29 protein-coding genes are annotated in these 24,803 nt (G+C 71.0%); 13 read left to right on the forward strand and 16 right to left on the reverse strand.

Annotated features, from left to right (window positions below):
- Positions 1–46 precede the first annotated feature (46 nt).
- Together ABMQ42_RS07265 and ABMQ42_RS07270 are read left to right on the forward strand one after the other, a co-directional pair.
- Positions 47–274, forward strand: coding sequence for a response regulator (locus ABMQ42_RS07265; RefSeq protein WP_349722217.1), 228 nt, complete (start codon positions 47–49; stop codon positions 272–274).
- Positions 271–900 carry a CYTH domain-containing protein gene (locus tag ABMQ42_RS07270; RefSeq protein ID WP_349722218.1) on the forward strand — a complete coding sequence of 210 codons (630 nt, stop codon included), beginning with the start codon at positions 271–273 and terminating at the stop codon, positions 898–900. Before ABMQ42_RS07265 ends, ABMQ42_RS07270 begins: the two co-directional genes overlap by 4 nt.
- On the opposite strand, the gene ABMQ42_RS07275 is transcribed toward ABMQ42_RS07270, so the two are convergent.
- Both ABMQ42_RS07275 and ABMQ42_RS07280 read right to left on the reverse strand, forming a co-directional pair.
- Positions 875–2,380, reverse strand: a complete 1,506-nt coding sequence (locus ABMQ42_RS07275; protein WP_349722220.1) for a CoA-acylating methylmalonate-semialdehyde dehydrogenase — start codon at positions 2,378–2,380, stop codon at positions 875–877. The genes ABMQ42_RS07270 and ABMQ42_RS07275 overlap by 26 nt on opposite strands.
- Before the next feature lie 41 nt (positions 2,381–2,421).
- Complete coding sequence (locus ABMQ42_RS07280) at positions 2,422–3,348, reverse strand: NAD(P)-dependent oxidoreductase (protein WP_349722221.1); 927 nt, start codon at positions 3,346–3,348, stop codon at positions 2,422–2,424.
- A gap of 139 nt (positions 3,349–3,487) precedes the next feature.
- Here ABMQ42_RS07280 and ABMQ42_RS07285 point away from each other — a divergent pair, with 139 nt between their 5' ends.
- Positions 3,488–4,369, forward strand: a complete 882-nt coding sequence (locus ABMQ42_RS07285; RefSeq protein ID WP_349722222.1) for a LysR family transcriptional regulator — start codon at positions 3,488–3,490, stop codon at positions 4,367–4,369.
- On the opposite strand, the gene ABMQ42_RS07290 is transcribed toward ABMQ42_RS07285, so the two are convergent.
- Together ABMQ42_RS07290 and ABMQ42_RS07295 are read right to left on the reverse strand one after the other, a co-directional pair.
- Positions 4,352–5,365, reverse strand: a complete 1,014-nt coding sequence (locus tag ABMQ42_RS07290; RefSeq protein WP_349722224.1) for a YihY/virulence factor BrkB family protein — start codon at positions 5,363–5,365, stop codon at positions 4,352–4,354. The two genes, ABMQ42_RS07285 and ABMQ42_RS07290, sit on opposite strands and share 18 nt — an antisense overlap.
- Before the next feature lie 34 nt (positions 5,366–5,399).
- The gene (locus ABMQ42_RS07295) at positions 5,400–6,152 is read right to left on the reverse strand and encodes a prepilin peptidase (protein ID WP_349722225.1); all 753 of its coding nucleotides are present in this window, start codon (positions 6,150–6,152) and stop codon (positions 5,400–5,402) included.
- Between the two features lie 173 nt (positions 6,153–6,325).
- On the opposite strand from ABMQ42_RS07295, the gene ABMQ42_RS07300 reads away from it, so the two are divergent.
- A complete protein-coding gene (locus tag ABMQ42_RS07300; protein WP_349722226.1) occupies positions 6,326–7,453 on the forward strand; it encodes a serine hydrolase domain-containing protein in 1,128 nt (375 codons plus the stop codon).
- A 1-nt stretch (position 7,454) separates the two neighbouring features.
- Here the strand turns inward: ABMQ42_RS07300 and ABMQ42_RS07305 are convergent, their stop codons facing one another.
- The 3 genes from ABMQ42_RS07305 to ABMQ42_RS07315 are packed head-to-tail and all read right to left on the reverse strand — an operon-like array spanning position 7,455 to position 9,961.
- Positions 7,455–8,447, reverse strand: a complete 993-nt coding sequence (locus ABMQ42_RS07305; RefSeq protein WP_349722227.1) for an aldo/keto reductase — start codon at positions 8,445–8,447, stop codon at positions 7,455–7,457.
- Between the two features lie 45 nt (positions 8,448–8,492).
- Positions 8,493–9,290, reverse strand: a complete 798-nt coding sequence (locus tag ABMQ42_RS07310) for an ABC transporter ATP-binding protein (RefSeq protein WP_349722228.1) — start codon at positions 9,288–9,290, stop codon at positions 8,493–8,495.
- The gene (locus ABMQ42_RS07315; RefSeq protein WP_349722229.1) at positions 9,287–9,961 is read right to left on the reverse strand and encodes a FadR/GntR family transcriptional regulator; all 675 of its coding nucleotides are present in this window, start codon (positions 9,959–9,961) and stop codon (positions 9,287–9,289) included. Before ABMQ42_RS07315 ends, ABMQ42_RS07310 begins: the two co-directional genes overlap by 4 nt.
- Positions 9,962–10,130: 169 nt before the next feature.
- Between ABMQ42_RS07315 and ABMQ42_RS07320 the strand changes: the two genes are divergently transcribed.
- Complete coding sequence (locus ABMQ42_RS07320; protein WP_349722231.1) at positions 10,131–11,615, forward strand: 2-isopropylmalate synthase; 1,485 nt, start codon at positions 10,131–10,133, stop codon at positions 11,613–11,615.
- Here the strand turns inward: ABMQ42_RS07320 and ABMQ42_RS07325 are convergent.
- Positions 11,531–11,950, reverse strand: a complete 420-nt coding sequence (locus tag ABMQ42_RS07325; RefSeq protein WP_349722232.1) for a DUF2809 domain-containing protein — start codon at positions 11,948–11,950, stop codon at positions 11,531–11,533. The genes ABMQ42_RS07320 and ABMQ42_RS07325 overlap by 85 nt on opposite strands.
- A gap of 113 nt (positions 11,951–12,063) precedes the next feature.
- Here ABMQ42_RS07325 and ABMQ42_RS07330 point away from each other — a divergent pair, with 113 nt between their 5' ends.
- Positions 12,064–12,507: an OsmC family peroxiredoxin gene (locus tag ABMQ42_RS07330; protein WP_349722234.1), complete on the forward strand. Its 444-nt coding sequence runs from the start codon at positions 12,064–12,066 to the stop codon at positions 12,505–12,507.
- Between the two features lie 7 nt (positions 12,508–12,514).
- Positions 12,515–12,985, forward strand: coding sequence for a hemerythrin domain-containing protein (locus ABMQ42_RS07335; RefSeq protein WP_349722236.1), 471 nt, complete (start codon positions 12,515–12,517; stop codon positions 12,983–12,985).
- Here the strand turns inward: ABMQ42_RS07335 and ABMQ42_RS07340 are convergent.
- Positions 12,922–14,196 (reverse strand): MFS transporter, encoded by a 1,275-nt coding sequence (locus ABMQ42_RS07340; RefSeq protein WP_349722237.1) that lies wholly within the window; start codon positions 14,194–14,196, stop codon positions 12,922–12,924. The two genes, ABMQ42_RS07335 and ABMQ42_RS07340, sit on opposite strands and share 64 nt — an antisense overlap.
- Positions 14,193–14,822, reverse strand: a complete 630-nt coding sequence (locus tag ABMQ42_RS07345) for a helix-turn-helix transcriptional regulator (RefSeq protein ID WP_349722238.1) — start codon at positions 14,820–14,822, stop codon at positions 14,193–14,195. Before ABMQ42_RS07345 ends, ABMQ42_RS07340 begins: the two co-directional genes overlap by 4 nt.
- 61 nt (positions 14,823–14,883) lie before the next feature.
- On the opposite strand from ABMQ42_RS07345, the gene ABMQ42_RS07350 reads away from it, so the two are divergent.
- Together ABMQ42_RS07350 and ABMQ42_RS07355 are read left to right on the forward strand one after the other, a co-directional pair.
- The gene (locus ABMQ42_RS07350; RefSeq protein ID WP_349722239.1) at positions 14,884–15,423 is read left to right on the forward strand and encodes a DUF488 domain-containing protein; all 540 of its coding nucleotides are present in this window, start codon (positions 14,884–14,886) and stop codon (positions 15,421–15,423) included.
- Positions 15,416–15,919, forward strand: coding sequence for an O-acetyl-ADP-ribose deacetylase (locus ABMQ42_RS07355; RefSeq protein ID WP_349722240.1), 504 nt, complete (start codon positions 15,416–15,418; stop codon positions 15,917–15,919). The genes ABMQ42_RS07350 and ABMQ42_RS07355 overlap by 8 nt, the downstream gene beginning before the upstream one ends.
- Here the strand turns inward: ABMQ42_RS07355 and ABMQ42_RS07360 are convergent.
- The 3 genes from ABMQ42_RS07360 to ABMQ42_RS07370 are packed head-to-tail and all read right to left on the reverse strand — an operon-like array spanning position 15,906 to position 19,060.
- Positions 15,906–16,589, reverse strand: coding sequence for a lipoate--protein ligase family protein (locus tag ABMQ42_RS07360; protein WP_349722242.1), 684 nt, complete (start codon positions 16,587–16,589; stop codon positions 15,906–15,908). The genes ABMQ42_RS07355 and ABMQ42_RS07360 overlap by 14 nt on opposite strands.
- Positions 16,586–18,046 (reverse strand): MFS transporter, encoded by a 1,461-nt coding sequence (locus ABMQ42_RS07365; protein ID WP_349722244.1) that lies wholly within the window; start codon positions 18,044–18,046, stop codon positions 16,586–16,588. Before ABMQ42_RS07365 ends, ABMQ42_RS07360 begins: the two co-directional genes overlap by 4 nt.
- Before the next feature lie 9 nt (positions 18,047–18,055).
- Positions 18,056–19,060 (reverse strand): NAD-dependent epimerase/dehydratase family protein, encoded by a 1,005-nt coding sequence (locus ABMQ42_RS07370; protein ID WP_349722245.1) that lies wholly within the window; start codon positions 19,058–19,060, stop codon positions 18,056–18,058.
- A gap of 65 nt (positions 19,061–19,125) precedes the next feature.
- Here ABMQ42_RS07370 and ABMQ42_RS07375 point away from each other — a divergent pair, with 65 nt between their 5' ends.
- On the forward strand, positions 19,126–20,718 hold the full coding sequence (locus ABMQ42_RS07375; protein ID WP_349722247.1) for a hypothetical protein: 1,593 nt from the start codon (positions 19,126–19,128) through the stop codon (positions 20,716–20,718).
- Here the strand turns inward: ABMQ42_RS07375 and ABMQ42_RS07380 are convergent, their stop codons facing one another.
- From ABMQ42_RS07380 to ABMQ42_RS07390, 3 genes are all read right to left on the reverse strand, one after another.
- Positions 20,719–21,537, reverse strand: coding sequence for a Cof-type HAD-IIB family hydrolase (locus tag ABMQ42_RS07380; RefSeq protein WP_349722248.1), 819 nt, complete (start codon positions 21,535–21,537; stop codon positions 20,719–20,721). It abuts the gene before it with no gap.
- The gene (locus ABMQ42_RS07385; RefSeq protein ID WP_349722249.1) at positions 21,534–22,124 is read right to left on the reverse strand and encodes a cysteine hydrolase family protein; all 591 of its coding nucleotides are present in this window, start codon (positions 22,122–22,124) and stop codon (positions 21,534–21,536) included. The genes ABMQ42_RS07380 and ABMQ42_RS07385 overlap by 4 nt, the downstream gene beginning before the upstream one ends.
- Positions 22,125–22,386: 262 nt before the next feature.
- Positions 22,387–23,163 carry an IclR family transcriptional regulator gene (locus ABMQ42_RS07390; protein WP_349722250.1) on the reverse strand — a complete coding sequence of 259 codons (777 nt, stop codon included), beginning with the start codon at positions 23,161–23,163 and terminating at the stop codon, positions 22,387–22,389.
- Positions 23,164–23,296: 133 nt separating this feature from the next.
- Between ABMQ42_RS07390 and ABMQ42_RS07395 the strand changes: the two genes are divergently transcribed.
- Genes ABMQ42_RS07395 through ABMQ42_RS07405 form a run of 3 tightly spaced genes read left to right on the forward strand, consistent with a single transcriptional unit; the run spans position 23,297 to position 24,794 of the window.
- A complete protein-coding gene (locus ABMQ42_RS07395) occupies positions 23,297–23,749 on the forward strand; it encodes an OsmC family protein (protein ID WP_349722251.1) in 453 nt (150 codons plus the stop codon).
- The gene (locus tag ABMQ42_RS07400) at positions 23,746–24,102 is read left to right on the forward strand and encodes a hypothetical protein (protein WP_349722252.1); all 357 of its coding nucleotides are present in this window, start codon (positions 23,746–23,748) and stop codon (positions 24,100–24,102) included. Before ABMQ42_RS07395 ends, ABMQ42_RS07400 begins: the two co-directional genes overlap by 4 nt.
- Entirely contained in the window at positions 24,099–24,794 is a 696-nt protein-coding gene (locus ABMQ42_RS07405) for an ArsR/SmtB family transcription factor (protein ID WP_349722253.1), read from the forward strand. The genes ABMQ42_RS07400 and ABMQ42_RS07405 overlap by 4 nt, the downstream gene beginning before the upstream one ends.
- Positions 24,795–24,803: the final 9 nt, after the last annotated feature.

Raw genomic sequence — 24,803 nt, forward strand, 5'->3', positions numbered from 1 at the left:
AGGGCGGCGTCGTTCTTTTCGGGACCGGAGACAGTAATCTGTGTGCATGGCCATCGCACGTCTCGCAGGAGGCCCGCTCGACGGGCAGATCATCCCGCTCGAACCGGGAGTGACCGACTCGCTCATCGTCCCCTACGGGGAGGGGCAGCTCATCTACCGCCGTGCCGGCGCGGATGAGAACACCGGACCGCACGACGGCCCCACCGAGGCGCGGTTCGTGTACGACGAGGCCACCGAGGACATCAACCCCGACCCCGACGGCCGGGACGAGTGAGCGCCGAGGCGAACCATTCCCTCGAGGTCGAGCGCAAGTACGACGTCGACGAGGCGGCGGTGCTGCCCGAGTGGACCACGCTGCCCGATGTGGCGAGAGTGGATGCCGCGGAGCACCGTGCCCTCGACGCCCGCTACCTCGACACCGCCGATCTGAGCCTCGGCCGCGCGGGCGTCGCCGTCCGGCGGCGCGAAGGCGGGCCCGACGCGGGCTGGCACATCAAGGCGTCGGCCCCCGAAGGCAAGCACGAGTGGCACTGGCCGCTGGGCGACGACCCCGCCGAGGACATGCCCGCCGCGGTCGTCGAGGCGCTCGCGCGCTGGGCGACGGGGCCGTTCCTGCCGCTTGCCCGCATCCGCAACGACCGCGTCGCCTACGCGCTGCGCGACGAGGCCGGGCGGCTCGTGGCCGAGGTGGTCGACGACCACGTGCACGCCACCGCCGAGCGCGGCGGCACCGCGTCGAGCTGGCGCGAGTGGGAGGTCGAGCTGGGACCCGCCGCCCCGACCGACCACGCGGCGTTCTTCGCCGCGGTGGACGCACTCGTGACCGCCGCGGGCGGCCGGGTGGCGGCATCCGACTCGAAACTGGCCCGCGCCGTCAGTGGGTCGGGAACCCCAGACTGATCTGGCTCTCGCTGGGCTCGGGCCAGCGAGAGGTGACGACCTTGCGGCGCGTGTAGAAGTTGAAGGCCTCCGACCCGTACATGTGCGTGTCGCCGAACAGCGAGTTCTTCCACCCGCCGAACGAGAACGATCCGACCGGCACCGGGATGGGCACGTTGATGCCGACCATGCCGACCTGGATGTCGTACTCGAACTGCCGGGCGGTCTTGCCGTCGCGCGTGAAGATCGCCGTGCCGTTGCCGTACGGATTGTCGTTGATCAGCTGCACGGCCTCGTCGTAGCTGTCCACGCGCACCACCGAGAGCACCGGCCCGAAGACCTCTTCGTCGTACACGGCCATGCCGGGCTTCACCTCGTCGACGAGGGACGCCCCGAGGAAGTAGCCGTCGGAGTCGAAGCGCTGCTCGCGTCCGTCGACGACGAGGCGAGCGCCCTCGGGCTCGGCACCGGCGACGAAGCCGCGGACGCGTTCGCGCGCGGCCTCGGTGATGAGGGGGCCGATCTCGTTGTCGGGGTCGAAGCCGTCGCCGATCTTCAGGCCCTTCATACGCTCGGCGACCTTCGCGACCAGCTCGTCGCCCACCCCGCCGACGGCGACCACGGCCGAGATGGCCATGCAGCGCTCCCCGGCCGATCCGAACCCGGCCGAGACCGCGGCGTCGGCCGCGGCATCCAGATCCGCGTCGGGCATGACCACCATGTGGTTCTTCGCCCCGCCGAGGGCCTGCACCCGCTTGCCGTGGGCCGCGGCCTCGGTGTAGATGTACTTCGCGATGGGCGTCGAGCCGACGAACGAGACGGCCTTGATCGTGGGGTCGGCCAGGATCGCGTCGACGGCGCCCTTGTCGCCGTGCACGACGTTGAGCACGCCGTCGGGCAGGCCCGCTTCGCGGAACACGTCGGCCAGCCACACGGAAGCCGAGGGGTCGCGCTCACTGGGCTTGAGGATCACGGCGTTGCCCGCCGCGATCGCCGTCGGCGCCATCCACAGGGGCAGCATCGCGGGGAAGTTGAACGGCGTGATGCATGCGACCACGCCCAGGGGCTGGCGCACCTGGTGCACGTCGAGGCCGGTGGCGATCTGCTCGGAGTACTCGCCCTTCATGTGGTGCATGAGGCCGGTGCAGAACTCGACGTTCTCGAGCCCGCGCGCCACTTCGCCGCGCGCGTCGGCGACGGTCTTGCCGTGCTCCGCGGTGATGATGCGGGCGAGCTCGTCGGCACGCGCGGTGATGATCTCGCGCACCCGGAACATGATCTGCGCGCGCTTGACGAGGCCGACGTCGCGCCAGGCCTTCTGCGCCTCGGCGGCCACGCGCGCGGCCTCGGCGACCAGGGCCGCGTCGGCCAGGCCGATCTCGCCGGCCGCAACGCCCAGCGACGGGTTGTAGACGGTGCCGCGCCGCTCGCCGGGATCGACGCGCTGCGCGCCGATCACGTGCGGGATCTGGGTGAGGGTGGTCTCGGTGACGGTGGTCATGGTGGGGTTCCTTCTTCTTCGTTTCGACGCGTATCGCTCGCTCAACGACCGTCGAGCGACGGGTCGTAGCCGCGCAGGGAGCCGTCGGCGGTGACGAGCTTGGTGATGAGCATGGTGTCTTTGGCGCCCAGTCCCTCGCCGATGAGCTGTTCGAACTGCGAGAGGGCGAGCTCGGCTGCCGGCAGGTGCAGGCCCGCGCCGGCGCCGGCCTGCAGTGCCAGCGAGCAGTCCTTCCGGGCGAGGTCGAGCGAGAACGTGGCGTCGAAGTTCTTGTCGGCCGCTCCCGTGGTCACCACACCCGGCACGGGATACCAGGTGCGCTGCGGCCAGGACTGCCCCGACGCCGCATCGGCTACCTGCCAGAAGACGTTCGGGTCGAGCCCGAGCTGCTCCGCCAGCTGCGATCCCTCGGCGACGCCCACGGCCGAGACGAACAGCATCATGTTGTTCACGAGCTTCGACGCGATGCCCGCCGTCGCCGTGCCGCACAGGATGACGGTGCCGGCCATCGGCTCGACGAAGGCCTTCGCCCGTTCGAGGTCGGCCGGCGCCCCGCCCAGCATGAACGCGAGCGAATGCTTCTCGGCGCCGGCGGTCCCGCCGGAGACCGGACTGTCGACGAAGGTGAAACCACGTGCGGTCGACTCGTCGTGGCACCAGCGCGACGTCTCGACGTCGACGGTGGAGGTGTCCAGCAGCAGTGTGCCGGCCGATGCGTGCGCCCAGATGCCGTCGGGGCCGTCGTAGACGCTGCGTACGTGCGCGGGCATCGGCAGCGAGGTGAAGCAGGCGTCGGCACCCTCGAGCGCGTCCGCGACCGAGGCCACGGTGGTCACGCCCCGGGCGGCGGCCGCCTCGATGCAGGCCGGCGAGATGTCATAGCCGCGCACGGTGTGACCGGCGGCCACGAGGTTTCCGCTCATCGGGGCCCCCATGTGCCCCAGTCCGATCCAGGCGATCGTCGACATCCTGCCTCCTCGAAGGTGTCGCACGGCGTCTCCGTCGACGTCGTGTCCCCGCCAGGATAGGCGCGCCCGGCACTGCAGTTCAATGCACAAAGACGAGAGAATGTTGCACGCTCCCTGTGCGTGAATGCACACTGTCAGCATGACCCGCGAACTGCAGCCCGAAGCCCTCATGACATTCCTGGCGGTGGCGCGGCTGGGCCGCTACACGGCCGCCGCCGAGGTGCTCGGCCTGAACCACTCGACGGTGTCACGGAGGATCGCGGCTCTCGAGGCGGCGATGGGCGGCCGCACGCTCGTGCGCACGTCGGGCGGATGGGAGGTCACCCCGCTCGGCCGACGGGCGATGGCCGCCGCCGAGAGCATCGAGGAGTCGCTGCGCGCGCTGGGCACCGACACCGGCGGCGACCCCGTGCAGGGCATGGTCCGCATCGCCGCTCCCGAGGCGTTCACCTCGGCGTTCCTGGTGCCCGCGGTGGCGCGGTTGCACCGGGACCATCCCACACTCGCCGTCGAGCTGCTCGCGGCCACGCAGCGGGTGCGGCAGAATCGCTCGGGCGTCGACCTCGAGGTCGTGGTGGGACGGCCTCAGGTGCACCGCGCGTATGCGACGCCGGTGTGCGACTACTCGCTGCGGCTGTATGCGAGCGCCGATTATCTGGAGCGGCACGGGGCTCCCGCATCGATCGACGAGCTGTCGCGGCATCCCGTCATCTACTACGTCGAATCGTCGCTGCAGGTCGACGATCTCGACCGCGCCGTGCAGCGACTGCCGGCTTCTCCCCCGTCCATCCGCTCGACGAGCGTGTTCGCGCACGTCGAGGCGACGGCCGCGGGCGCGGGCGTCGGCGTGCTTCCCGACTTCCTCGCCGACGCCGACGAACGACTCGTTCCGGTGCTGCGGGACGCGTACGCTCATCCGCTGTCGTACTGGGCCGTGGTGCGCGACGGCCCGCGTACGACGGCGGTCGCGGCGACGCTGGAGGCCCTGCACGCGCATGTGCGGTCAGTGGGAGCCGCCTGACTCCTTCTGATCCGCCTCGCGCTCGGCCGTGCGCGCCCGCTCGAGCTCATCGACGGCGAGCGCCACCGCGTCCTCCGCCTGCTGCACGCGCCGGTGCGCCATCGTGGGCGCCCCGTAGCGTGCGCGCACGCGGTCGTGCTGCTCGTCGACGGCGACGACGATGTACGACCCCGCCAGAAGCAGCACCTGCGCCGAGAGATTCATCCAGAGCAGCAGGGCGATGAGCGATGCGAACGAGGCGAGGAGCGGGTTGGATGCCGCGCCGCGGACGAACAGCGTCGACAGCTGCTGCAGCACCGTGAGCCCGACTCCTCCGAGCACGGCACCGCCGATGAGCGCACGGGGGCGCGGTCTCACACCCGACAGCGCCACGAACACCACCGCCACGATCACCGCATCGAACACGAAGATGACGAGGATCGCCGCAGCCTGCGTGCCGATGGCGGCGAACGACGCGATCGATGGACCCACGGCATCCTGCACCGCGTCGGCGAGCACACCCACCGCGAAGGTGGCGACCGCCGAGAGGATGATGCCGACCGCGATCGCCAGCGCGACGCCGATGTTGCGCAGCAGGACCCACACGAAGAAGACGTCGTCGTGACTGCGACCCGCGATCGTGCGCAGCGCCGTGCGGGTGGACGTGATGGCGCCCAGCGCCGCGCCCACCAGGCCGACCACGGCGACGACGCCGGCGACGGTCAACGCGCCGGGCGCCGTGATCGCACTGGGCGTGATCAGCCCGTCGTCGCCGAGCAACCCGGGGATGACGTCGCCGACGGTCGCGGTGAGCCGGTCCATCGCGTCGGGGTTGCCCGCCAGCCATGCCCCCGCGAGGCTGAATCCGAGCAGCACCGCCGCGAACACGCTGAAGAGGGCGCGGTACGTGATCGCATCGGCCAGCATCGGCCCATGACGTTCGCTGTAGTGCAGGTACGTCCGCACCAGCCTGAGCGACAATGCCCACGCGGTGATCCTCCGTACCCGTTCACGCACGCTTTTCACCCTAGCCGGGGGCCGCGCCGTCCGCTCAGGCCGTCAGTGCGGTGAGCCCCGAGTACCACGCCGTCAGCGCAGGTCCGGCGATCACGCCGATCCATGCTCCCGCGATCATCCATGGCCCGAACGGGATGCGGGTCTTCCCGGTGGCGCGTCGGAAGACGAGCAGCACGACGCCGAAGACGCCGCCGAAGAGGAACGCCGCACACCCGCCGATGACGAGCGCGGGCCAGCCCACCCACCCCAGGTGGATGCCGAGAACCCCCGCGAGCTTGACGTCGCCGCCGCCCATGCCCCCGGGCTGGATCAGGCGGAGCAGGGCGTAGAAGAGATAGAGCACCGCGCCGCCGATCAGCATGCGGACGACGGCCGCGACATCCCCTTCGATCAGTGACGCGGCGCCGAGCAGCACGACGCCGACCACGTAAGACGGCAGCACGATGACATCCGGCAGGCGGTGCACGTCGAGGTCGATCAGCACGAGCGCGACGCTGACGGCGGCGAGATACAGGAAGGCGATGAGCACGAGGGATGCCGCCACCCAGCCGCTCGCGGCGCCCACGTCGGCCGCGCCGAGGCCCGGCAGGTCGCTGCCCAGCAGCCACGCGACGACGCCGACGAAGGCGATTCCGGTCGCCAACGGGACCAGCCGGGGGCGCACACCACCCGCCACCGGCACCTGCGCGGGCACGCGTGTCACGACGACGTTGACGAGCGAACCGACGGCGACACCCACGAGTCCGACGATCACCAGCGCGATGACGAGCGCGGGTGCGGGAATCACGAGTCCTCCGGTACGAGTTGCAGAAACGCCAGATTACCCCGCGCGAGAGGCCGCACCGTGTGCGTCTCGCGCGGGACCCGGACATGTCGTCGGGCCCCACGCGGACACAGTCCCCACATAAGAAGATTAGAGGGATCTCATCTTCGGCGTCAAGCACATGGCAGAGTGGACATGTGCGCGCATCCGAACTCGACACCGCCGTCGACGCCGCCGTCGACGCAGGCGCCCCGCTGGTCATCGCCGGCGTCACCGGCCCCGACTCCACTTCCTACCTGCATGCGGGGCGCGCCGACACCGACACCGTGCTCGCCTTCTACTCGGCGACCAAGGCGTTCACCGCGACCGCCGCGCTGCAGTGCGTGGAGGACGGGCTCATCGACCTCGATGCGCCCGCACGCCGGTACGTGCCCGAGATCGCCGCCCTTCAGGTGCTGGAGGAGCTGGGTGACGACGGCACCGTGCGCACCCGGCCGCCGATCCGCGACATCACGCCGCGCATGCTGCTGCTGCACACCTCCGGGCTCGCCTACGACATGTTCGACAAGCGCTACGCCCTCCTCGCGCGCGAGCGGATGCGGCATCCCTCCGCCACTCCCCTGTGGGATTCGATCCAGACGCCGCTGCTACACGACCCGGGCGAGCGGTGGACCTACGGCACCTCGATGGACTGGATGGGTCTGATCATCGCCGCCGTGCGCGGACAGCGCCTCGAGGACGTGTTCGCCCAAAGGATCTATGCCCCGTGCGGCATGCACTCGACCTCGTTCGACGTCACCCCCGCGATGCGCACCCGACTGTCACCTGTCTACCGCCATCAGCGCGACGGGTCGATCGTCGCCACCAAGGTGTCACCGCCCGACACCCCCGAACTCGACATGGGCGGGCAGGGGCTCTTCTCCACTGTCCCCGACATGCTCGCGCTGATGCGCGTGTGGCTCGGCGACGGTTCCGCACCCGGCGGGCGCGTGCTGCGGCCCGAGACGCTCGCCTGGGCGACTCAGGCTGCGCCGGGAGTCGTCGTCACCCCTCTGCCGTCGGCGATCCCGGCGCTCACCCGCGAGGCCGACTTCTTTCCGGGTGCGCGCAAGAGCTGGGCGTACTCGTTCCTGCGCAATGAGGACGATGTGCCCGGCGGCCGGCGAGCAGGGTCACTCACCTGGGCCGGGCTGGCCAACGTCTTCTACTGGATCGACCGCGCGTCCGGAGTGGCCGCGGTGTGGGCGACGCAGCTGCTGCCGTTCTTCGACCCGATCGCCGAGGAGGGTGTCGCGGCCTTCGAGCGCGGCGTCTACGCCGGGTGAATCACCAGAGCGGGTGGATGTCGGCGCGCAGGCGACGATCGTAAACGTCGCGGACCGCGGCGTCGAACGCGTCGGTGTCGAACCCGTCGTCGAGCAGCGCGCCGGCCTCGGCGTTCGCGGTGGCCTGGGCGACGCTGCGGGCGCCCGGGATGACGGCGGTGACACCGGGTCGCGAGGCGATCCAGGCGAGGGATGCCGCGGGCAGGCTCACCCCGTCGGGCAGGGCCGCGGCGAGTTCGCGCGCGGCATCCACCCCGGTCTCGAAGTCGACGCCCGAGAACGTCTCGCCGCGATCGAATGCCTCGCCGTGGCGGTTGAACGTGCGGTGGTCGTCGGGAGCGAACGTCGTCTGCGCGGTGTACCTGCCGCTGAGCAGTCCCGAGGCCAGCGGCACGCGGGCGAAGATCGCGACGCCTGCCGCCCGCGCCGCCGGCAGCACCTCATCGAGGGGCTTGAGGCGGAACGGGTTGACGATGATCTGTACGTTCGTGACGCCCGGATGTGCGATGACGGCGAGCGCCTGCGCGCAGGTCTCGACGGAGACGCCGTACGCGGCGATCGCGCCGTCGGCCACGAGCGCGTCGAGGGCCTCGTAGGTCGCATCGGCTTCGACGACCGCCGTCGGCGGGCAGTGCAGCTGCACGAGGTCGAGCGTGTCGACACCGAGGTTGCGGCGACTGCGATCGGTCCAGGCGCGGAAGTTCTCCGGCGTGTAGTTCTCGGGCACCTGGTCGACGCGGCGGCCCATCTTCGTGGCGACCGTGATGCCGTGGCCCGGGCGGGAGGCGAGGAAGCGGCCGATGAGCGACTCCGAGCGCCCGTCACCGTAGACGTCGGCCGTGTCGAACAGGGTCACGCCGTGATCCGCGGATGCCGCGAGCACCGCGAGCGCGTCCTCCTCGCGCACGGCGCCCCAGTCGGCTCCGAGCTGCCAGGTGCCGAGTCCGATGGACGAGACGTCGCGGCCGGTGCGGGAGAGGGGATTGTGTCGCATGGTTCCAGCCTGGCATGCACACGCGGGGCCCGCGGCATCCACCCCTCAGAGCATGCTGCGCGCGGCGCGCAGCGCGCGGGCGCTCCACCGTCCGTCGTGGTGCGCGACGCCGATGGGGTGCTCGAACGCGCGCGTGACCGTCTCGGTCGTGACGGTCTCGTGGATGGGTCCGGATGCCACGATCCGGCCGCGTCCGATCAGCAGCGCATGCGAGGTGCTCTCCGGCAGCTCCTCGAGGTGGTGGGTCACGAGTACCGAGGCGAGCTCGGGCATCTCGACCGAGAGGTGGTCGACGGTTTCGAGCAGCTGCTCGCGGGCCGCGACATCCAGCCCCGTCGTCGGCTCGTCGAGCAGCAGCAGCTGCGGTTCGGGAGCGAGCGCACGGGCGATGAGGGCGCGTCCGCGCTCGCCCTGCGACATCGTCGGCCAGACGGCGTCACGACGCTCGGTCAGCCCGACCTGGGCGATGCGCTCGCGCGCCGCGGCGATCTGGGCGGCGGTGGGCTCCCAGCGCAGCGGCGTGTCGATCGTGCCGGTGAAGCCGGTGAGCACGACCTCTTCGACCGTCATCGGCGAGCGGATGGGATGCCGCGGGTTCACATGCCCGATGTGCCGCCGCAGCTCCTGGAGGTCGACGCGTCCGAGCCGGTGACCGAGCACATCGACGGTGCCGCTGGTCGGGTGCGCGCTCGCGCCGCACATGCTCAGGATCGTGCTCTTGCCCGCGCCGTTCGGGCCCAGCAGCGCCCAGTGCTCCCCTGCCGCGACCTCGAACGTGATGTCGTCGAGGATGAGCCGCCCGTTGCGCCGGAAGGTCACATCGTGCAGGGACAGAACGGTCATGCCAGGTTCTCCGCGAGGTCGGCGAGGTGGGAGCGGGTGCGGGATGCCGCGGCTGCGGCATCCTTCTCGGCGATCGCGTCGACGATCCCGCGGTGCACATCGCGATCGGCGCCCGCGTCGCGATGCGCGGGGCGGATGCGCAGCATGTCGATCATCGCACGCCGCACCCGCGGGACGAATCCGTCGAACAGCTGCGCCAACACCTCGTTGTGTGCTGCGGCGACGATCGCACGATGGAAGGCGATGTCGGCGTCGACGTACGCGGGGACATCGCCGTCGTGCGCGTCGCGGGCGTCGAGAAGGCGGTGCAGTGCGCGTAGCTCGACCGGGGTGCGGCGCGTCGCGGCCAGGGCCGCGGCCTCGGCCTCGATGGCCGTCCGGGCCTCGAGCACCGCGACGATGTCGGCCCGGCGCAGCAGCTGATCCCAGTCCTCGGGCGCCTGCAGCGCCAGGACGAAGACGCCGGCCCCCTGCCGCGACTCGAGGACCCCCCGCCCGGCCAGCTGCCGGATGCCCTCGCGCACGGTCGAGCGACCGACGCCGAGTTGCCCGGCCAGGGTCGTCTCTCCCGGCAGCTTGGCGCCCAGCGCCCACTCCCCGGCGGCGAGGCGCGCGAGCAGCGCGTCGGCCGCCTGTTCGGCGAGCGGTGCGGATCGTTGCAGCTGCGGCATCCTTCATCTCCTTCTTGTCAGCTTGTCTGAGGAGTTGCTACAGTCTACGACATGCCGCAGCGCATACACCTCCTCCTTCGTCGCCACGACGGGGCCTGATCGACCGGCTCCCCGTCGTGGCGTCGATCGCGCCGGTCGACCTTTCGACCCGCTTTCGAGGAGCACCACCATGAGCACGACCTTTCCCACCCTGACCACACCGGACCGCGGCATCCCGTCGAACTCCCCCGAATGGAACCGACAGCAACGCTCACACATGCCGTCGGACCGGTATCGCGACGTCTTCGCGCGTGTCGACGTGCCGTTGACCGCGCGCGCCTGGCCCTCGCGCACGCTCGAGCACGCGCCGTTGTGGGTGCCGGTCGACCTGCGCGACGGCAACCAGGCGCTGGCCGAGCCGATGGATCCGGCGCGCAAGCGCCGCTTCTTCGAGCTGCTGGTGGCGATGGGCTACAAGGAGATCGAAGTCGGCTATCCGTCGGCGTCACAGACCGACTTCGACTTCGTGCGGCTGATCGCCCAGACCGACCTCGCGCCCGACGACGTGACGATCGTCGTCTTCACTCCGGCGCGGGCGGACCTCATCGAGCGCACGGTGGCGTCGGTGCGCGGCATCCGCAATCCGGTGGTGATCCACATGTACGCGGCGACCGCGCCGACGTGGCGGGAGACCGTGCTGGGAGTCGACCGCGACGGGCTGCGCGAGCTGATCGTCGCCGGCGGACGCGAGATCCTGCGACACACCGGCGACCTGCCGCGGGTGCGGTTCGAGTTCTCACCCGAGGTCTTCATGCTGACCGAGCCCGACTACGCGCTCGAGGTATGCGACGCGATGACCGCGCTGTGGGAGGCATGCCCCGACCGGCCCGTGATCGTCAACCTGCCGGCCACCGTGGAGGTGGCCACACCCAACGTCTACGCCGATCAGATCGAGTACATGCACCGCAACCTCGCTCGGCGCGACGGGGTGATCCTCTCCGTGCATCCGCACAACGACCGCGGCACGGGCGTGGCCTGCGCCGAACTCGCGATGCTCGCCGGGGCGCAACGCGTCGAGGGATGCGTGTTCGGCAACGGCGAGCGCACCGGCAACGTGGACCTGGCCACCCTCGCACTGAACCTGCATGCACAGGGCGTGGATCCGATGATCGACTTCTCGGACATCGACGTGATCCGCGAGGTCGTCGAGAGCTGCACGCGCATGCCGGTAGGGCCGCGGCATCCGTACGTCGGCGATCTCGTGCACACGGCGTTCAGCGGCACGCATCAGGACGCCATCCGCAAGGGATTCGCCGAGCACCGCCGGCGGGCCGTGGCAGCGGGGGTCGACGAAGCCGAGCTCGAGTGGCGCGTGCCGTATCTGCCGATCGACCCGGCCGATCTGGGCCGCACCTATGAGGCGGTGATCCGCGTGAACTCGCAGTCGGGCAAGGGCGGGATCGCCCACGTGCTCGAGACGGAGTTCGGTGTATTCCTCGATCGCGACGACCAGATCGCCTTCGCCCGGCACGTGCAGGCCCACGCCGACGCGACGGGAGGAGAGGTGGATGCCGCGACCCTGGGGCTGCTCTACCGCGAGTGGGACGCGGCTCGTCTCCTCACGCCGAGCAGTGCGGTGTCGACGACGGCGAGCAGCGCGGAGGTCACGAGGTAGAGCACGATGTCGCGGGCGTCGAAGACGGTGCCCAGCACGAGCATGGCCGGCGGAAAGGCGGCGCCGAGTGCGAGCGGAACGCCGGTGAGCTGGAACAGCTCAACGGCGACGCACCACGCGGCCGCGATGGCGCCCGTCGCGAGAGGTCGAAGTCGCGGCGCCACGATGACCACTGCGAGGTACGCGGCGGCCGCGTAGAGCACGTCGCCGGAGATATCGGAGACCGTGCCTTGCGGCGCCCCGTAATGGATGCCGATGCCCGCCGCGATCGCGCAGAGCAGAAGGATGAGCGCGGTGAGGCGTCGGCGGGTGGCGTTCCGCGGGTGCGAGGTCACGGGGCGAGCGTAGCGATCGCATCTGATGAATGGCCCACTCCCCTACGGTGCCGGCGCGCGATAGAGTGTTTTCCACAGTGTTCACTGTGGAAAACATCGACGATGGGAGCGATATGAGCATCGCGGTTCGCAATGCGACGACGACGTGGGACGGGGCACTCGCCTCGGGCAAGGGAACGTTCGGCTCGACCAGCAGCGGCGCGCTCGACGGCCAGGAGGTCACCTGGGTCTCGCGCACCGAGGCGCCCGGTGGCAAGACGAGCCCCGAAGAGCTGCTCGCCGCCGCTCACTCGTCGTGCTTCTCGATGGCCCTCGCCCTGACGCTCGGCGAGCACAAGATCACGCCGACGCGCCTGGTCGTCAGCGCCGAGGTCCACCTCGACCCGGTCGACGGCGTCCCCACCATCACGACCTCGAACATCACGGTGCGCGGAACGGTGCCGGGAGTGGATGCCGCGGCCTTCGCAGACCTCGTGGACGAAGCCGCGAAGCTCTGCCCCGTGTCGCGGCTGTTCGCCGGCGCGACGATCTCGGTCGACGCGCAGCTCGAGCAGTGATCGGGCGATGAGCGCCGCCACCGTCCTCGCCGACGCGCTCACCACGGAGCACCACGAGATCGACACCGGCATCGAGACGTACCTCGCGGGGCTCGATGCCGGCGGCGGCGACGCCGCTCCGCTCCAAGCCGCCATGCACGCGCTGCGTCGGCACATCTATCTGGAGGAGACGTTCCTGTTCCCCCCGCTGAAGGCCGGCGGGCTCATGATGGCGATCATGGTGATGGAACGCGAGCACGGCGAGCTGTGGCGTGGCATGGACGCACTCGAGCACACGCTGGTGGCCCCGCGCGACCCGGAGGAGCTGCGCGACGCCTGTCGCAGCCTGCTCGCGCTGCTCGACGACCACAACAGCAAGGAGGAGCCGGTGGTCTACCCACGCGCCGACGCCGACCTCACCGGCCAGCAACGTGATCAGCTCGCGGCGTTCCTCGAGTCGGGCACGTTCCCCGACGGCTGGGTGTGCGCCAAGGCGTGAGCATCGCGGGAGAGCACGAGGTTCGCAGCCCCGGCGGCCACGACGATCGCCGCCGAGACGATCGGCGCGATCAGTGCCGCCGGGGTCCCGAGCCTCTGCGCGAGCTCACCGGTGACCGCCGAGCTGAGCGACTGCCCCACGATGACCGCCGATCCCAGGATCGCCATGACGGTCGACGAGCGGCCGACCGGGCTGCGCTCGGCCCCGATGCTGTACTGGGTGACGAGCGTCGGGCCGATGCCGAGGCCCATGATCGCCAGCACGACGGCCATGCCGCCGAGGCCCGATACGAACGGCAGGGCGAGTGATCCCGCGAGGATCACTGCACCGAACACCAGCCACCGCCACCCGCGGGTGAACCGCTCGGGGAACAACGCCACGCCCAGCGCGAGGGACGCCGAGCCGATCCCCATCACGCCGTAGAGGAGGCCCGCCTGCTCGGCCGCGCCGCGATCGTCCATGAACGCGGTGAGCGAGGTGAGCATCGCGCCGAAGAAGAAGCCGACCCCGAGGATGCCGACGACCACGACCACCAGCGCCGGGCGGAACAGCTCGGACACCGGACCCGCCGTCATCCCGTGCGACCGCGTCTGCGGCGGCGGAGCCGTCGGGTGCACGGCGAACGCCGTGACGAACACGACCGTCAGCAGTGCGGCACCCACCAGCGGCGCCCAGGGTGCGAGGAACGAGGCGAGGATGCCGACGATGAACGGCCCGAAGACGAACACGGTCTCGTCGGCCGCCGACTCGTATGCCATCGTCGAGTTGAAGACCCGCTCGTACCGGCCGCGATCGATGCGCAGGCCGATGATCGTCACGAGCCGCGCCCGTGACAGCGGAGCCACCTGCGGGGCGGTCGCGCCGATGAGGAACGCCCCGATGAGCATCACGGCGTCGGGCGCCGGACTGTAGACGAGCCAGGCGAAGCCCGCGAGCACGATCCCATTCGCGATGCCGACCGTCAGCAGCACGGGGCGCTGGCCGAATCGGTCGGATGCCGCACCCAGCAGCGGCCCGAAGCACGCCGTGCCCAGCCCCACCGCCGCCGAGTTCAGGCCGCCGAGCGACAGCGATCCGCGCACCGACACGACGAGTGTCAGAACGCCGACCACCATCATCGCAAACGGCATGCGCGCGATGAAGGCGATCACGAAATAGGGCAGACCGACCTGTCGCAGCAGGCCCGGCGCCGGGGCGTCGGATGCGCTCATGCCGTGCGCGCCGCCAGATGCGCGGTGCACACGTCGGGGTCCTCGCGGCGTTCGAGGGTGTCGACCGACGAGTCGCTCCCCCACGCCTGCAAGGCCCCCTGCATCAGTCCGAGGTGCACGGAGCACACGACATCGGGGTGCTCGCGCGCGAGTTCGAGGAACGGGCAGCGGCACACGTCGACGCGCCCGTCGGCGGTGCACGCCCGCGGTTGGAAGCCCACGCGCTCGAGCAGGTTCACAAGCCCCTCGATGGGCTCGCGCGCGGGATCGCGCTCGGCCTCGCGACGCCCCCAGCGGCGGCCGGCCTCGATCGCCGCGCGCTGCGGCTGCGGCGACTCGGCGAGCTCGTCCACGAGGATCTCGGCGAGCATCCGATACCGACCGGGGTCGGCCCCCGGCTCTTTGCACGCGCGACGGTACAGTTGCGCGGGACGGCCCGGGATGCCGCGGCCGTCGGAGGTGCGCTCGACGTGGCCCTCGGCGACCAGCCTCTCCAGGTGCAGTCGCACGGTGTTGGGGTGCGTGCCCAGGCGAGCGGCGAGCGCTGCCACGGTGAGCGGCTCGTCTGCCTCGTCGAGAAGGCGCAGCACGTCTTCTCGTCGGCTGGCCCGGATGCCGGTTGCCATGACCGCCATCCTACCGAGCGCAGCGGGCACGGGCTCCGTTTCCGGTCGTAGAGTCGAGGCCATGGGTGAGCTCACCGTCTGGACGATCGGCCACTCGACGCGCACGGTCGACGAGTTCGTCACGCTGCTGACCGCCCACGGCGCACGGGGCGTCGTCGACGTGCGCACCGTGCCGCGCTCACGGCACACTCCCCAGTTCAACGAGGACGTCTTCGGCCCGGAACTGGCCGGCCGCGGCATCCCGTACCGACATCTGAGCGCGCTCGGCGGTCTGCGCCACACACGCAAGGACTCGATCAACACCGGCTGGCGCAACGCGAGCTTCCGCGGCTACGCGGACTACATGCAGACGCCCGCTTTCGCCGCGGGGGTCGACGAGCTGCTCGAGATCGCGAGCGAGACCCCCACCGCGATCATGTGCGCCGAAGCCGTGCCCTGGCGCTGTCACCGCTCGCTCATCGGCGACGCGCTGATCGTGCGCGGCGTGCGCGTGCTCGACATCGTCGGCGCAGGCGAGGCACGCGAGGAGACCCTGACCTCATTCGCGCACGTCGACGGACCGACCGTCACCTATCCGGGAGACGAGGAGAACGATGCCTGAACCCATCGCCGTGCAGGGCGACATCACCGCGCAGCACGTGGACGCCGTCGTCAATGCCGCCAACAACGCCATGCGCGGCGGCGGAGGCGTCGACGGCGCCATCCACCGCGCCGGCGGCCCCGCGGTTCTACGGGACTGCATCGCGCGCTTCCCGAACGGGCTCGCCACCGGCGACGCCGGGTGGACCACGGCCGGCGATCTGCCCTCTCGCTGGGTCGTCCACACCGTCGGGCCGAACTTCAGCGCCGGCGAGCGCGATCGCGCGCTGCTCGTCTCGTGCTATCGCCGCAGCCTCGAGGTGGCCGACGAGCTGGGCGCTGAGTCCATCGCCTTCCCGCTCATCAGCGCGGGCGTGTACGGATGGCCGAAACGGGATGCCGCAGCCGCGGCCGTCGACACGATCCGAGCGGTCGAGACCGCCGTTCAGGCGGTGCGGATCATCGCCTTCGACACGGCGACGTTCGACCTCATCACCGACGTGATCACATCTCGCTGAGCGCGCCGATCAGAGCGTCTTCGACGGCGGCACGCGCGACGGCCACGCCGCCCGGCACCTCGTCGCGCAGAGTGCCGAAGGTCGCGGCATCCCACTCCAGCCCCAACGCCGCGTTCACCGCCACGAGCACGTCGACCAGGTGTGCGACATCGCCGAGTGCCACCATGCCCGAGAGCAAGCGCGCCCCGCGCACCGCGCGCTGCGAGGTGCCGATGAGCTTGACCGTCCCCCGCGCGTTGACGCTGAACTCGCCCGGGCAGTACTCTCCCGGCACCTCGCCGACGCGCGCGTCGGCGCCCAGCCGGCGCATGCCCGCGACCAGCGCCTCGCCGACGCGCAGGAAGAACGCGCTCTGATCGCCGAGCCCCGCCTCGCGTTCGATGACGTCGAACACGATGCACGACGTGTCGTAGGCGACCGCACGTCCGCCGGTGGGCCGGATGACCGGCGCGAACCCGCGATCGACCGCGGCCCGGGCGGCGACCGCGAAGCCCGGCATCCTGCTCTCGCGCCTGCTCATCGCCACCGTCGGCAGCGGCGCGTACACCCGCACGACGCGCTCGTCGCGCATCGTGCCCGCCGCCACGGCCCGCAGCAGTTCGACGGACAACTCGAGGTCGGCCGCGGCATCCCGCGCCGGCTCATCGCGGAGGACGAGGGTGGATGTCACAGCCAGGCGTTCCCGTGCCGCTGGCGCAGATCGCGGAATGCGACGCCCAGCGAGAGGAGGACGACGACCACGATGACGAGGAAGCCCACCATGAACGCCCCCGCCCAGGAGGTGACGGCCAGCACCGCGTACACCACGGCGGTGATGATGGCGATGCCCATCGACGTGCCGACGCGCTGGCCCGTCTGCATGATGCCGCCCGAGCTGCCGGCATACTGCAGCGGCACCTCGGCGAGCGTCAGCGCTTGGTTGGGACTGATGACGGCGCCCTGCGCGATGCCGACGAACGACAGGCTCAGCAGCAGCCACCACTCGCTCGCGACGCCCTGGGCATGCAGCCACACCACGAGGATGCTCAGCACCAGGCCCAGCACCGCACTGAACAGGCCGCCGATGACGACCTTGCGGCCCAGCCGGGCGACGCTGCGACCGGCCCACAATGCGGCGAACGCCGACAGCACTGAGCTCGGCAGGCTCACGAAGCCGGCCTCGAGCGCACTGTGCCCCAGTCCCTCCTGCATGTACAGGGTCACGATGACCCAGACACTGGTCACCCCCAGGAAGTACAGGCTCACCAGCAGCGTGCCGTTCGCGAAGCTCGTGACACGGAAGATGTGCAGGTCGACCATGGGGGCGCGACCGCCGTCCTTGTAGCGGTTCTCCCACCAGATCCACCCCAGAAGGATGACCACGCCCAGCGGCAGCGCTATCCACACCAGGGGCGTCGCGCCGGTCTCCAGGAACGGGAACATCACGGCGAGCACCGCCAGCCCCAGCAGCACCGAGCCGATCGGGTCGAGGTCGCGCACCGGTTCCACCTCGCCGAGCGTCTTCTCGCGGTTGCGGTTCAGGAGCGGCTTGGGAATCCAGATGAACGCGGCGATGATGGCCAGGATGCCGATCGGCACGTTCACGAAGAAGGTCCAGCGCCACCCGGCATCCGCCCCACCCGCCTGGATGAGCAGCCCGCCCAGCAGCGGCCCGATCGACACCGAGACGCCCACGACGCTGCCGAAGATCCCGAACGCGCGGCCGCGCTCGGCGCCGCGGAAGTACTGCTGGATCATGCCGACCGCCTGCGGGCTGATCAGCCCCGAGCCGATGCCCATGACCGCGCGCGCGATGTTCAGGTGCAGCGGGTCGGTGGCCAGGCCCGCCCAGATCGAGCACGCCGTGAAGATCGCCGTGCCGGCGATGAACAGCGGGCCGCGGCCGTAGATGTCGCCCGCGCGGCCGGCGGCGACCAGCCCGATGCCGAACGTCAGCGCGTAGCCGGAGAGCACCCACTGCAGCTCGGACTGGGTGGCGTGCAGGCTCTGCTGGATCGTCGGCAGTGCGACGTTGATGCTGCTCACGCTCATGAGCGACATGAACAGCACGACGACCAGGACCGAGAGCACCTGCCAGCGGCGCGGGTCGGGGATGTACTCCTCGGTCTTCTCCTGCTCGGTCGTCACCGATCAACACTAGCGCCGGGGTGGGCCGGCTTCGGTGTCGAGCGCGACCAGCAGCTCGCGTTCCTCGTCGTCGGTGAGTCCGGCGCCCTCGACGGTGCGGCCGTCTGCAGCGAGCACATCGGCGAGGGTCTCGGCCAGCGGGCGACGATCGAGTCCGGCCGCGAGCGCCCGGGCGCATGAGCGGGTGTTCATCCCGTGCGCCTCGGGCCCCGTGAGCCAGAGCGGCAGCGAGCGCGGCCCCATCCACTCCGCGACGTCATGGCGATGCAGCCACTCCGCCGCGGCCGGCGCCAGCGTGCCGGCGTGCGCCGCGACGCGCCGGGCGACGGCGACGTGCTCGCCGAAGTTCAGCGGCGCGCCGAGCACGTTGAAGGCCCCGGATCCGTCGCCCGCGGCGAGAGCGAGGATGAACCCGGCGAGGTCGCGGACGTCGATGACCGCCGTCGGCTGCTCCGCGGCATCCGGGACCAGCACCCGACCGCGCGGATTCGACGGATGCGCGAACCGTCGCGGCCAGTACGTCGTGCGCCCGGTGCGATCGCCGGGCCCGCCGATGAGTCCGGGGCGCACGATGGCGTGGCGGTCGCCGGGGAACGCCGCGCGCACCGCCTGCTCGCACGCGGCCTTGGCCGGACCGTAGTCCACCATGGTGCGCATGGCATCCGCGGTCAGCGGGGTGAACAGGGGCGCCGTCTCGTCCGCCCCGCTCTCGGCCTGGTCGGCGTAGGCGCTCACCGACGAGACGTGGATGTACTTCGTCGCCACGGGTGCGAGGTCGCGCACCGCTCGGCGCACGTACACGGGCTGGGTCGCGACATCCACCACGGCGTCCCAGTGCTCGGTCGCCGGCCCCGCGAGCGCGTCGTCGAGCTCGCGGTCGGTGCGGACGAGCGTCGCGCCGACCGGGGCGTGCTCGCCGCGGGCGACGCAGGTGACGTCATGACCGGACGCCACGGCCTGTGCCGCGACGGTGCCGCCGAGCCATCCCGTGCCGCCGAGGACGAGGAGTCGCATAGGGCAAGTGTCGCAAACCGAGGGCCCGCGGGCGAGAGACGAACCCGCACGCCTACGCTGGTGACATGCCCGGCTCTCCCTTCGACGACCCCGAACTCGCCGCCGCGATGGCCGCCGCGGGCGTGGACCTCGAGCTGATGACGGGCGTGGGCGTCGTCCGCGACCAGGCGCTGGCGGTGTTGCGCGAGATCGCCGAAGCCGTCGCCGACGGTCGCGACGACGTCGCGCACGACCTCATCGCCGCGATCGAGCCCGATCCTGAGCGCGACGACCAGGCCGCCGTCGCACACGTCATCGGCGTCGGACTCGGCCTGCTCGACACGTGGTTCACCGAGCGGCAGCCGGCGATGCCCGCCGTCCGTGCGCCGCGGTGGACCACGCCCGGGCGGAGCGCCGCCACCGACATTCTCGCCGTCGCCCGCAAGGGCCGCGCGTTCGCCGCGACCGACGGGCTCATCCGCCGGCACCGCGGCTTCACGGTGCTCGAGGGGACCGCACTCGCGGTCGCCGGTGCGGTGCAGGCCATTGCCGCGCAGAGCGGAACGGCGGTGGTGGATGCCGCTGCCGACCTTCTCATCGATGATGCGGCACGCGCCTCCCTTCCGCCGCGCACGCGGCGCCCGGCGACGCCGGCGTCGTTCCGCGGCACGGGTCTGCGCGCCGCCGACCGTGCGGTGCTGGCGGAGTTCGCGGCGTGGCTGCAGGTACAGGACGAGATCGCGGCGCCGACACCCGAGCTCGAGGCCGGCATGTTCCAGCAGCTTCTGATGCTCGCGCGCTCGCACGACATCGACCCGCTCGCGGCGAGCGGGATCGACCCGATCATCGACCTCATCCTGAACGCCGAAGAGCATGCCGGCACCGAGCTGACCGACAGCGCGCTGCTGGCGCTCGACGACTACGTCGCCTTCCGGCTCGACACCCTCGACGACACCGCGCCGTGGGAAGAAGCGCAGCAGATCCTCCAGCAGCTCGGCGACGAGCACCCCGTCGTGGAGTCGATCGCCGAGGCGTTCGAGGCGTCGCGGGCGCTGCCGGACGCCGAGCGGATCGCGGCGCTGGCAGCGACGCGCGTGATCGCGGCGATCCCCGCGTTCCTCGAATGGCTCGGTGACGGGCGGGCGACGACGGTCCGCGGGAGCCTGCGACGCGCCGATGTTCCCGACGTCGCGGTGATCCTCGGCATCCCCTCGGCACCACGCGTGCACTCGGTGTCGAATCTGCCGGCTCTGGGCGCCTGGTGGGCGTCGCTGGAAGACGGCGCGGTGATCGACGTCGGCGGCGAGCGCGTCGTCCCCGGAGACACTGGCGCCGATTGGTCGGCCCAGGCGGCCTCGCTCAAACTCCTCGAGACGATCGCCGTCTCGTTCATCTCGCACCTCATCCTCGCCGACCTGGCCAGCGGGCAGCCCATCCCCGATGCGGCGCGAGCCGGCGACGCGTTCGCGGCGCTGGCGCGCGCGATCGGCTCCGATGTGTCCGATTCCCCCACAGACCCCACGCCGCGCACCCGACAGACTCTCGAGGGCATGGAACAGGTCGGGATGCTGCGGCGCACCGAGAACGGCAGGCTCGAGGTGCCCGAGCTACTGCGCGCCACCGTCGGCAGCGCCCTGACGATCACCCTCGCCTTCGTCGACGACGAGGGCGACGACTGATCACAGCGCCAGCAGGCGCCGCAGCACCGTGAGCACTCCCCCGTCCTCATTGGAGGGGGCGAGGTACCGCGCCGCCGCGCGGATGTCGGGGTGGGCGTTGGCCATCGCGAACGACAGGTCGCCCTCGCCGAGCATCTCGAGATCGTTGAGGTAGTCACCGAACACCGCGGTCTGCGCCGATGAGATGCCGAACGCCTCCTGCATCGCACGCACCGCGCGGCCCTTGTTGGCCTCCGTGCTCATGACATCGACCCAGTTCGTGTTCGAGACCACGACCTGATGGTCGGCCTCGAACGGCGCGAACACCTCGGGCGCGACGACGGCGGCGTCATCGAACGTGTAGATCGCCAGCTTGAGCACCTCGTCGTCGACCGTGTGCAGGTCGTCGAATACCTGCAGGGCGACGTAGTACTTCTCGACCTGCTCGACGAACGCCTCGTCGGTGCGCTCGATGTACGCGCTGTCACGGCCGCAGACCACCAGGCCCAGGTCGTGATCGGTCGTGCGCGCGGCGTCGATGACCCGATCGACCGTCGGCCGGTCGATGTCGATCGTCGACACGACCCGGCCCTCGTGCACGACGATCGTCCCGTTCTCGGCGATGTACGTGTCGGCGCCCGGGAACATCCTCGCGAGCGTCGCGTACTGACGCCCGCTTGCCGGGGCGAAGTCAATGCCGCGCTCGTGCAGCTGTTGCAGGAGCGGCCAGAACTCCGCAGGCACGTCGCCCGCGGCATCCAGCAGCGTCCCGTCCATGTCGCAGACGACCAGACGCACATCGGCGTCGGCGGGCGCATCGGTCCAGGGGCGCGCCGTCATGAATGCTGCCCACGAGTGCAAGCCGCGATGGTCTCGGCGGTCGTCGTGACCTCGGCGAAGCCGCCCCCGGCCAGGTTCACCGCCGTGATGCGGATGAGTGTCTCGGCATCGGCCGCCTCGCCGGCACCGGCCAGCGGGAACGTCGTCGTGGCGTCGAGCGCGACCACCACCCGATAGCCGAGGTTGCCGCCCATGCGCGCGGTGGTCTCCACGCACATATTGGTCTGGATGCCGCACAGCACGATGGTGTCGAGCCCGCGCTCGCGCAGCCAGGCGCCCAGGTCGGGGCTGCCGAGGAATGCCGAGTTGACCGACTTCGTGACGAGCACGGCCGGGTCGATCGCGGCGATCTCGTCGAAGAACGCGTTGCCCGCGGCATTCCGCCGCAACGGCGATGTCGGCTTGTCGCTGTCGTGCCGCACGACGACGACGGGCCGCCCGGCGCTCTCGAAGGCATCGACCAGTTCACGCACGTGGGCGCGGCATCCGTCGAGGTCGGCGGGATCGCCCCACGACGGGTCGGTGAACCCCTGCTGCATGTCGATGACGATGAGGGCGGTCGTGTCGGGAAGGTCGGGAAGGGTCATGCTCCCATCCTGGCCGAGCACGCGCAGATGTGCTCGAGGCGCCGGCGGAGCTGGGGACTCCGATCCGGCGCCTCGTGCGGACAGACCTCGGTGACGGCGACCCCCCGGGCGCCGTCTGCCCGAACCGATGGGCGACGGAATGCTGTGCACTGGGGATGCCGGTCGCATCCTGTCGCCCGACGGACAGTTCACCGACGGTGTACCACCACGCTATGACGCTGCTCGCCGCGGTGACACCCGCAGGATTTCAGATGGTGAATCGCTAGAGCTGCCCGCCGAGGCTCTCGGCGCCCAGACGCAGCGACAGTCGATTCGCGATCGCCCGCAGCTGGCCGGCGATCGCGGCCGTGTCGGGCGTTGGCCCGTCGGTCGGGAGGGAGACGGCGAGGGATGCCGTCACCCCCGGCGCACGCACGGGCACCGCCAGGCAGGTGTAGCCGATCGCGTACTCCTGCTCATCGCGCACCGCCGGAGCCGGACGCTCGAGCTGCTGGAGCAGCAGGCGCCGGTCGCGGATCGTGTACGGGGTGAGCTCTTCGAGGGCGTGACGCGACAGATAGTCGCGGCGTTCCTCGGGCGAGAGCTCGGCGAGGATCTGCTTGCCGAGCGCCGTCGCGTGAGCACTCGAGTGCAGCCCCACCCACAGCTCCACACGGGGGCTCGACTCGGCGTCGAGGATGTCGACGAGGTTGACTTCGCCGTCCGCGTACCGCGACAGGTACGCGGTGGCGCCCACCCCGTCGGCGACGTCGTGCAGCGATTCACGCACGCGCGCGAGGAACACACCCGACGCGCTGACGTTGCTGATCGCGGGAAACCGGGATCCCAGCACCAGTCCATCGGGCTCGGCGGACAGATACTCCTCGCGCAGCAGCGTGCGCACGAGGTTGTAGGTCGTGCCCAGTGTCAGACCAGAGGCGTGAGCGAGGGCCTTCGGCGTCACCGGGCGGGGCGCGTTCGCGACGATGTCGACCAGCCGCAGCGCGCGCTGCACCGATGCGATGAGCGTTTCGCCGCTCGCCTGCACCTCAGAGACCATCGCGTCCCCCTCCTGGGAACAGGATAGGGCGGTGCCGGCGGAACCGCGCGAAATCGACACGGTGAGAACGGACGGGATGCCGCTCGTCCACGTTTCGACGGCCACCGAAGCGTTCCGGGGTCAGGATGGGGGCATGGCAACGCATGACTACGAGACGTCCCTCGAATGGACCGGCAGCACCGCAGCGGGCTATCGCGCTTATGACCGTGCCCACGCGGTGACGGTAGGAGCCACGCCGATGACTCTCAGTGCCGACGCCCCGTTCCGCGGCGACCCGTCGCTGCCGAACCCCGAGCAGCTGCTGCTGGCCGCCGCGAGCTCATGCCAGCTGCTGTCGTTCCTCGCGCTGGCGGCGCTCGAGAGAGTGGACGTGATCCGCTACGAGGATTCCGCACACGCCGTCATGCCTCAGGGCGATGGCCCCACGCGGATCACCGAGATCACCCTGCGGCCCACGATCACCGTGCGCGGAACCGACGAAGGGACCGCACGCGCATTGCTCGAGCGCGCACACGAGCAGTGCTACATCGCCAACACGCTCACCGCCGATGTGCAGCTCGACGCGAGCATCGAGGTGGCGGCGTGAACGACATCACGGTCGCTGTGGCGGATGCGGCATCCCTCTCCCGTCTTGGACGTGTGCTGGGAGAAGCGGGTGTCTCGCTCGAGGGCGGTGGGCTGTGGGCGGGTGTCGCCCACTATCTCGTCGCCGACGGTGAGGCTGCCCGGCGCGCGCTGAGGGGCGCTGGGATCACCGACGTCGACGTGCGCGAGGCGGTCGTCGTACCGCTGGACGCGGACGTGCCGGGCGCGCTGGGCCGGATGATGGACCGCCTCGCCGCCGCCGGGGTGACACTGATCGCGCAGTACACCGACCACGACAACCGCAAGGTGCTCGTCGTCGACGACCCGCCCGCGGCGAGGGAGGCGCTGGCATGAGCGGAACGCCGCGTCTGCCGCTCGACGAGCTCGGTCGCGTCGTCGGCGAGCCGGCGCGGCTGCGCATTCTGCAGGAGCTTCTGGGCGGGCCCGCCCTGCCCGCGGGTGCACTCGCGGCGCGGCTCGACCTCGCGCCGTCAACCGTCAGCGCGCATCTGACGCGACTGCACGATGCCGGCCTCGTCGACATCGAGCCCGACGGTCGGCGCCGGCTCGTGCGCATCGCCGATCCCGCGGTGGCCGCCGCGATCGAGGCGCTGCTGCAGCTGTCGGACGAGGCACGGGTCAGCTCGCTGTCGGGCTTTCACCGCCGCGCGCTGATGCGCGAGGCACGCTCGTGCTACGACCACCTCGCCGGCCGCGTCGGCGTCGCCGTCACCGACATCGCGCGAGAGCGAGGCTGGTTCGTCGAGCGCGACGGCGGGTGGGCGCTGCCGCACGACGAAGACGTCGACGAGATCTCCGACGCGCTGGGACTGCGGCTCTCATGGACGCGGTCACCCCGCCCCGCCGTGCGCCCCTGCTCGGACTGGACCGAACGAGTACCGCACCTTGCCGGGAGGCTCGGCAAGAGCCTGCTGGACGGGATGCTCGACGACGACTGGCTGCGCCGCCGCCGCGACGACCGGGCACTGGTGGTCACCGAGCGCGGCCGTGAGCGGCTGGAAGCGCTCGGAGTGAGCGGATTCTGAGCCCGCCGG

Source organism: Microbacterium sp. KR10-403 (assembly GCF_040196215.1).
Classification (GTDB): domain Bacteria; phylum Actinomycetota; class Actinomycetes; order Actinomycetales; family Microbacteriaceae; genus Microbacterium.

Coding starts and splice junctions, on each gene's coding strand:
- ABMQ42_RS07355 (WP_349722240.1), top strand. CDS start 15,416: ATGCCTGAACCCATCGCCGTGCAGGGCGACATCACCGCGCAGCACGTG.
- ABMQ42_RS07345 (WP_349722238.1), bottom strand. CDS start 14,822: ATGGCAACCGGCATCCGGGCCAGCCGACGAGAAGACGTGCTGCGCCTT.
- ABMQ42_RS07395 (WP_349722251.1), top strand. CDS start 23,297: ATGGCAACGCATGACTACGAGACGTCCCTCGAATGGACCGGCAGCACC.
- ABMQ42_RS07265 (WP_349722217.1), top strand. CDS start 47: ATGGCCATCGCACGTCTCGCAGGAGGCCCGCTCGACGGGCAGATCATC.
- ABMQ42_RS07330 (WP_349722234.1), top strand. CDS start 12,064: ATGAGCATCGCGGTTCGCAATGCGACGACGACGTGGGACGGGGCACTC.
- ABMQ42_RS07385 (WP_349722249.1), bottom strand. CDS start 22,124: ATGACCCTTCCCGACCTTCCCGACACGACCGCCCTCATCGTCATCGAC.
- ABMQ42_RS07375 (WP_349722247.1), top strand. CDS start 19,126: ATGCCCGGCTCTCCCTTCGACGACCCCGAACTCGCCGCCGCGATGGCC.
- ABMQ42_RS07285 (WP_349722222.1), top strand. CDS start 3,488: ATGACCCGCGAACTGCAGCCCGAAGCCCTCATGACATTCCTGGCGGTG.
- ABMQ42_RS07405 (WP_349722253.1), top strand. CDS start 24,099: ATGAGCGGAACGCCGCGTCTGCCGCTCGACGAGCTCGGTCGCGTCGTC.
- ABMQ42_RS07380 (WP_349722248.1), bottom strand. CDS start 21,537: ATGACGGCGCGCCCCTGGACCGATGCGCCCGCCGACGCCGATGTGCGT.
- ABMQ42_RS07320 (WP_349722231.1), top strand. CDS start 10,131: ATGAGCACGACCTTTCCCACCCTGACCACACCGGACCGCGGCATCCCG.
- ABMQ42_RS07340 (WP_349722237.1), bottom strand. CDS start 14,196: ATGAGCGCATCCGACGCCCCGGCGCCGGGCCTGCTGCGACAGGTCGGT.
- ABMQ42_RS07305 (WP_349722227.1), bottom strand. CDS start 8,447: ATGCGACACAATCCCCTCTCCCGCACCGGCCGCGACGTCTCGTCCATC.
- ABMQ42_RS07275 (WP_349722220.1), bottom strand. CDS start 2,380: ATGACCACCGTCACCGAGACCACCCTCACCCAGATCCCGCACGTGATC.
- ABMQ42_RS07350 (WP_349722239.1), top strand. CDS start 14,884: ATGGGTGAGCTCACCGTCTGGACGATCGGCCACTCGACGCGCACGGTC.
- ABMQ42_RS07315 (WP_349722229.1), bottom strand. CDS start 9,961: ATGCCGCAGCTGCAACGATCCGCACCGCTCGCCGAACAGGCGGCCGAC.
- ABMQ42_RS07390 (WP_349722250.1), bottom strand. CDS start 23,163: ATGGTCTCTGAGGTGCAGGCGAGCGGCGAAACGCTCATCGCATCGGTG.
- ABMQ42_RS07310 (WP_349722228.1), bottom strand. CDS start 9,290: ATGACCGTTCTGTCCCTGCACGATGTGACCTTCCGGCGCAACGGGCGG.
- ABMQ42_RS07335 (WP_349722236.1), top strand. CDS start 12,515: ATGAGCGCCGCCACCGTCCTCGCCGACGCGCTCACCACGGAGCACCAC.
- ABMQ42_RS07370 (WP_349722245.1), bottom strand. CDS start 19,060: ATGCGACTCCTCGTCCTCGGCGGCACGGGATGGCTCGGCGGCACCGTC.
- ABMQ42_RS07280 (WP_349722221.1), bottom strand. CDS start 3,348: ATGTCGACGATCGCCTGGATCGGACTGGGGCACATGGGGGCCCCGATG.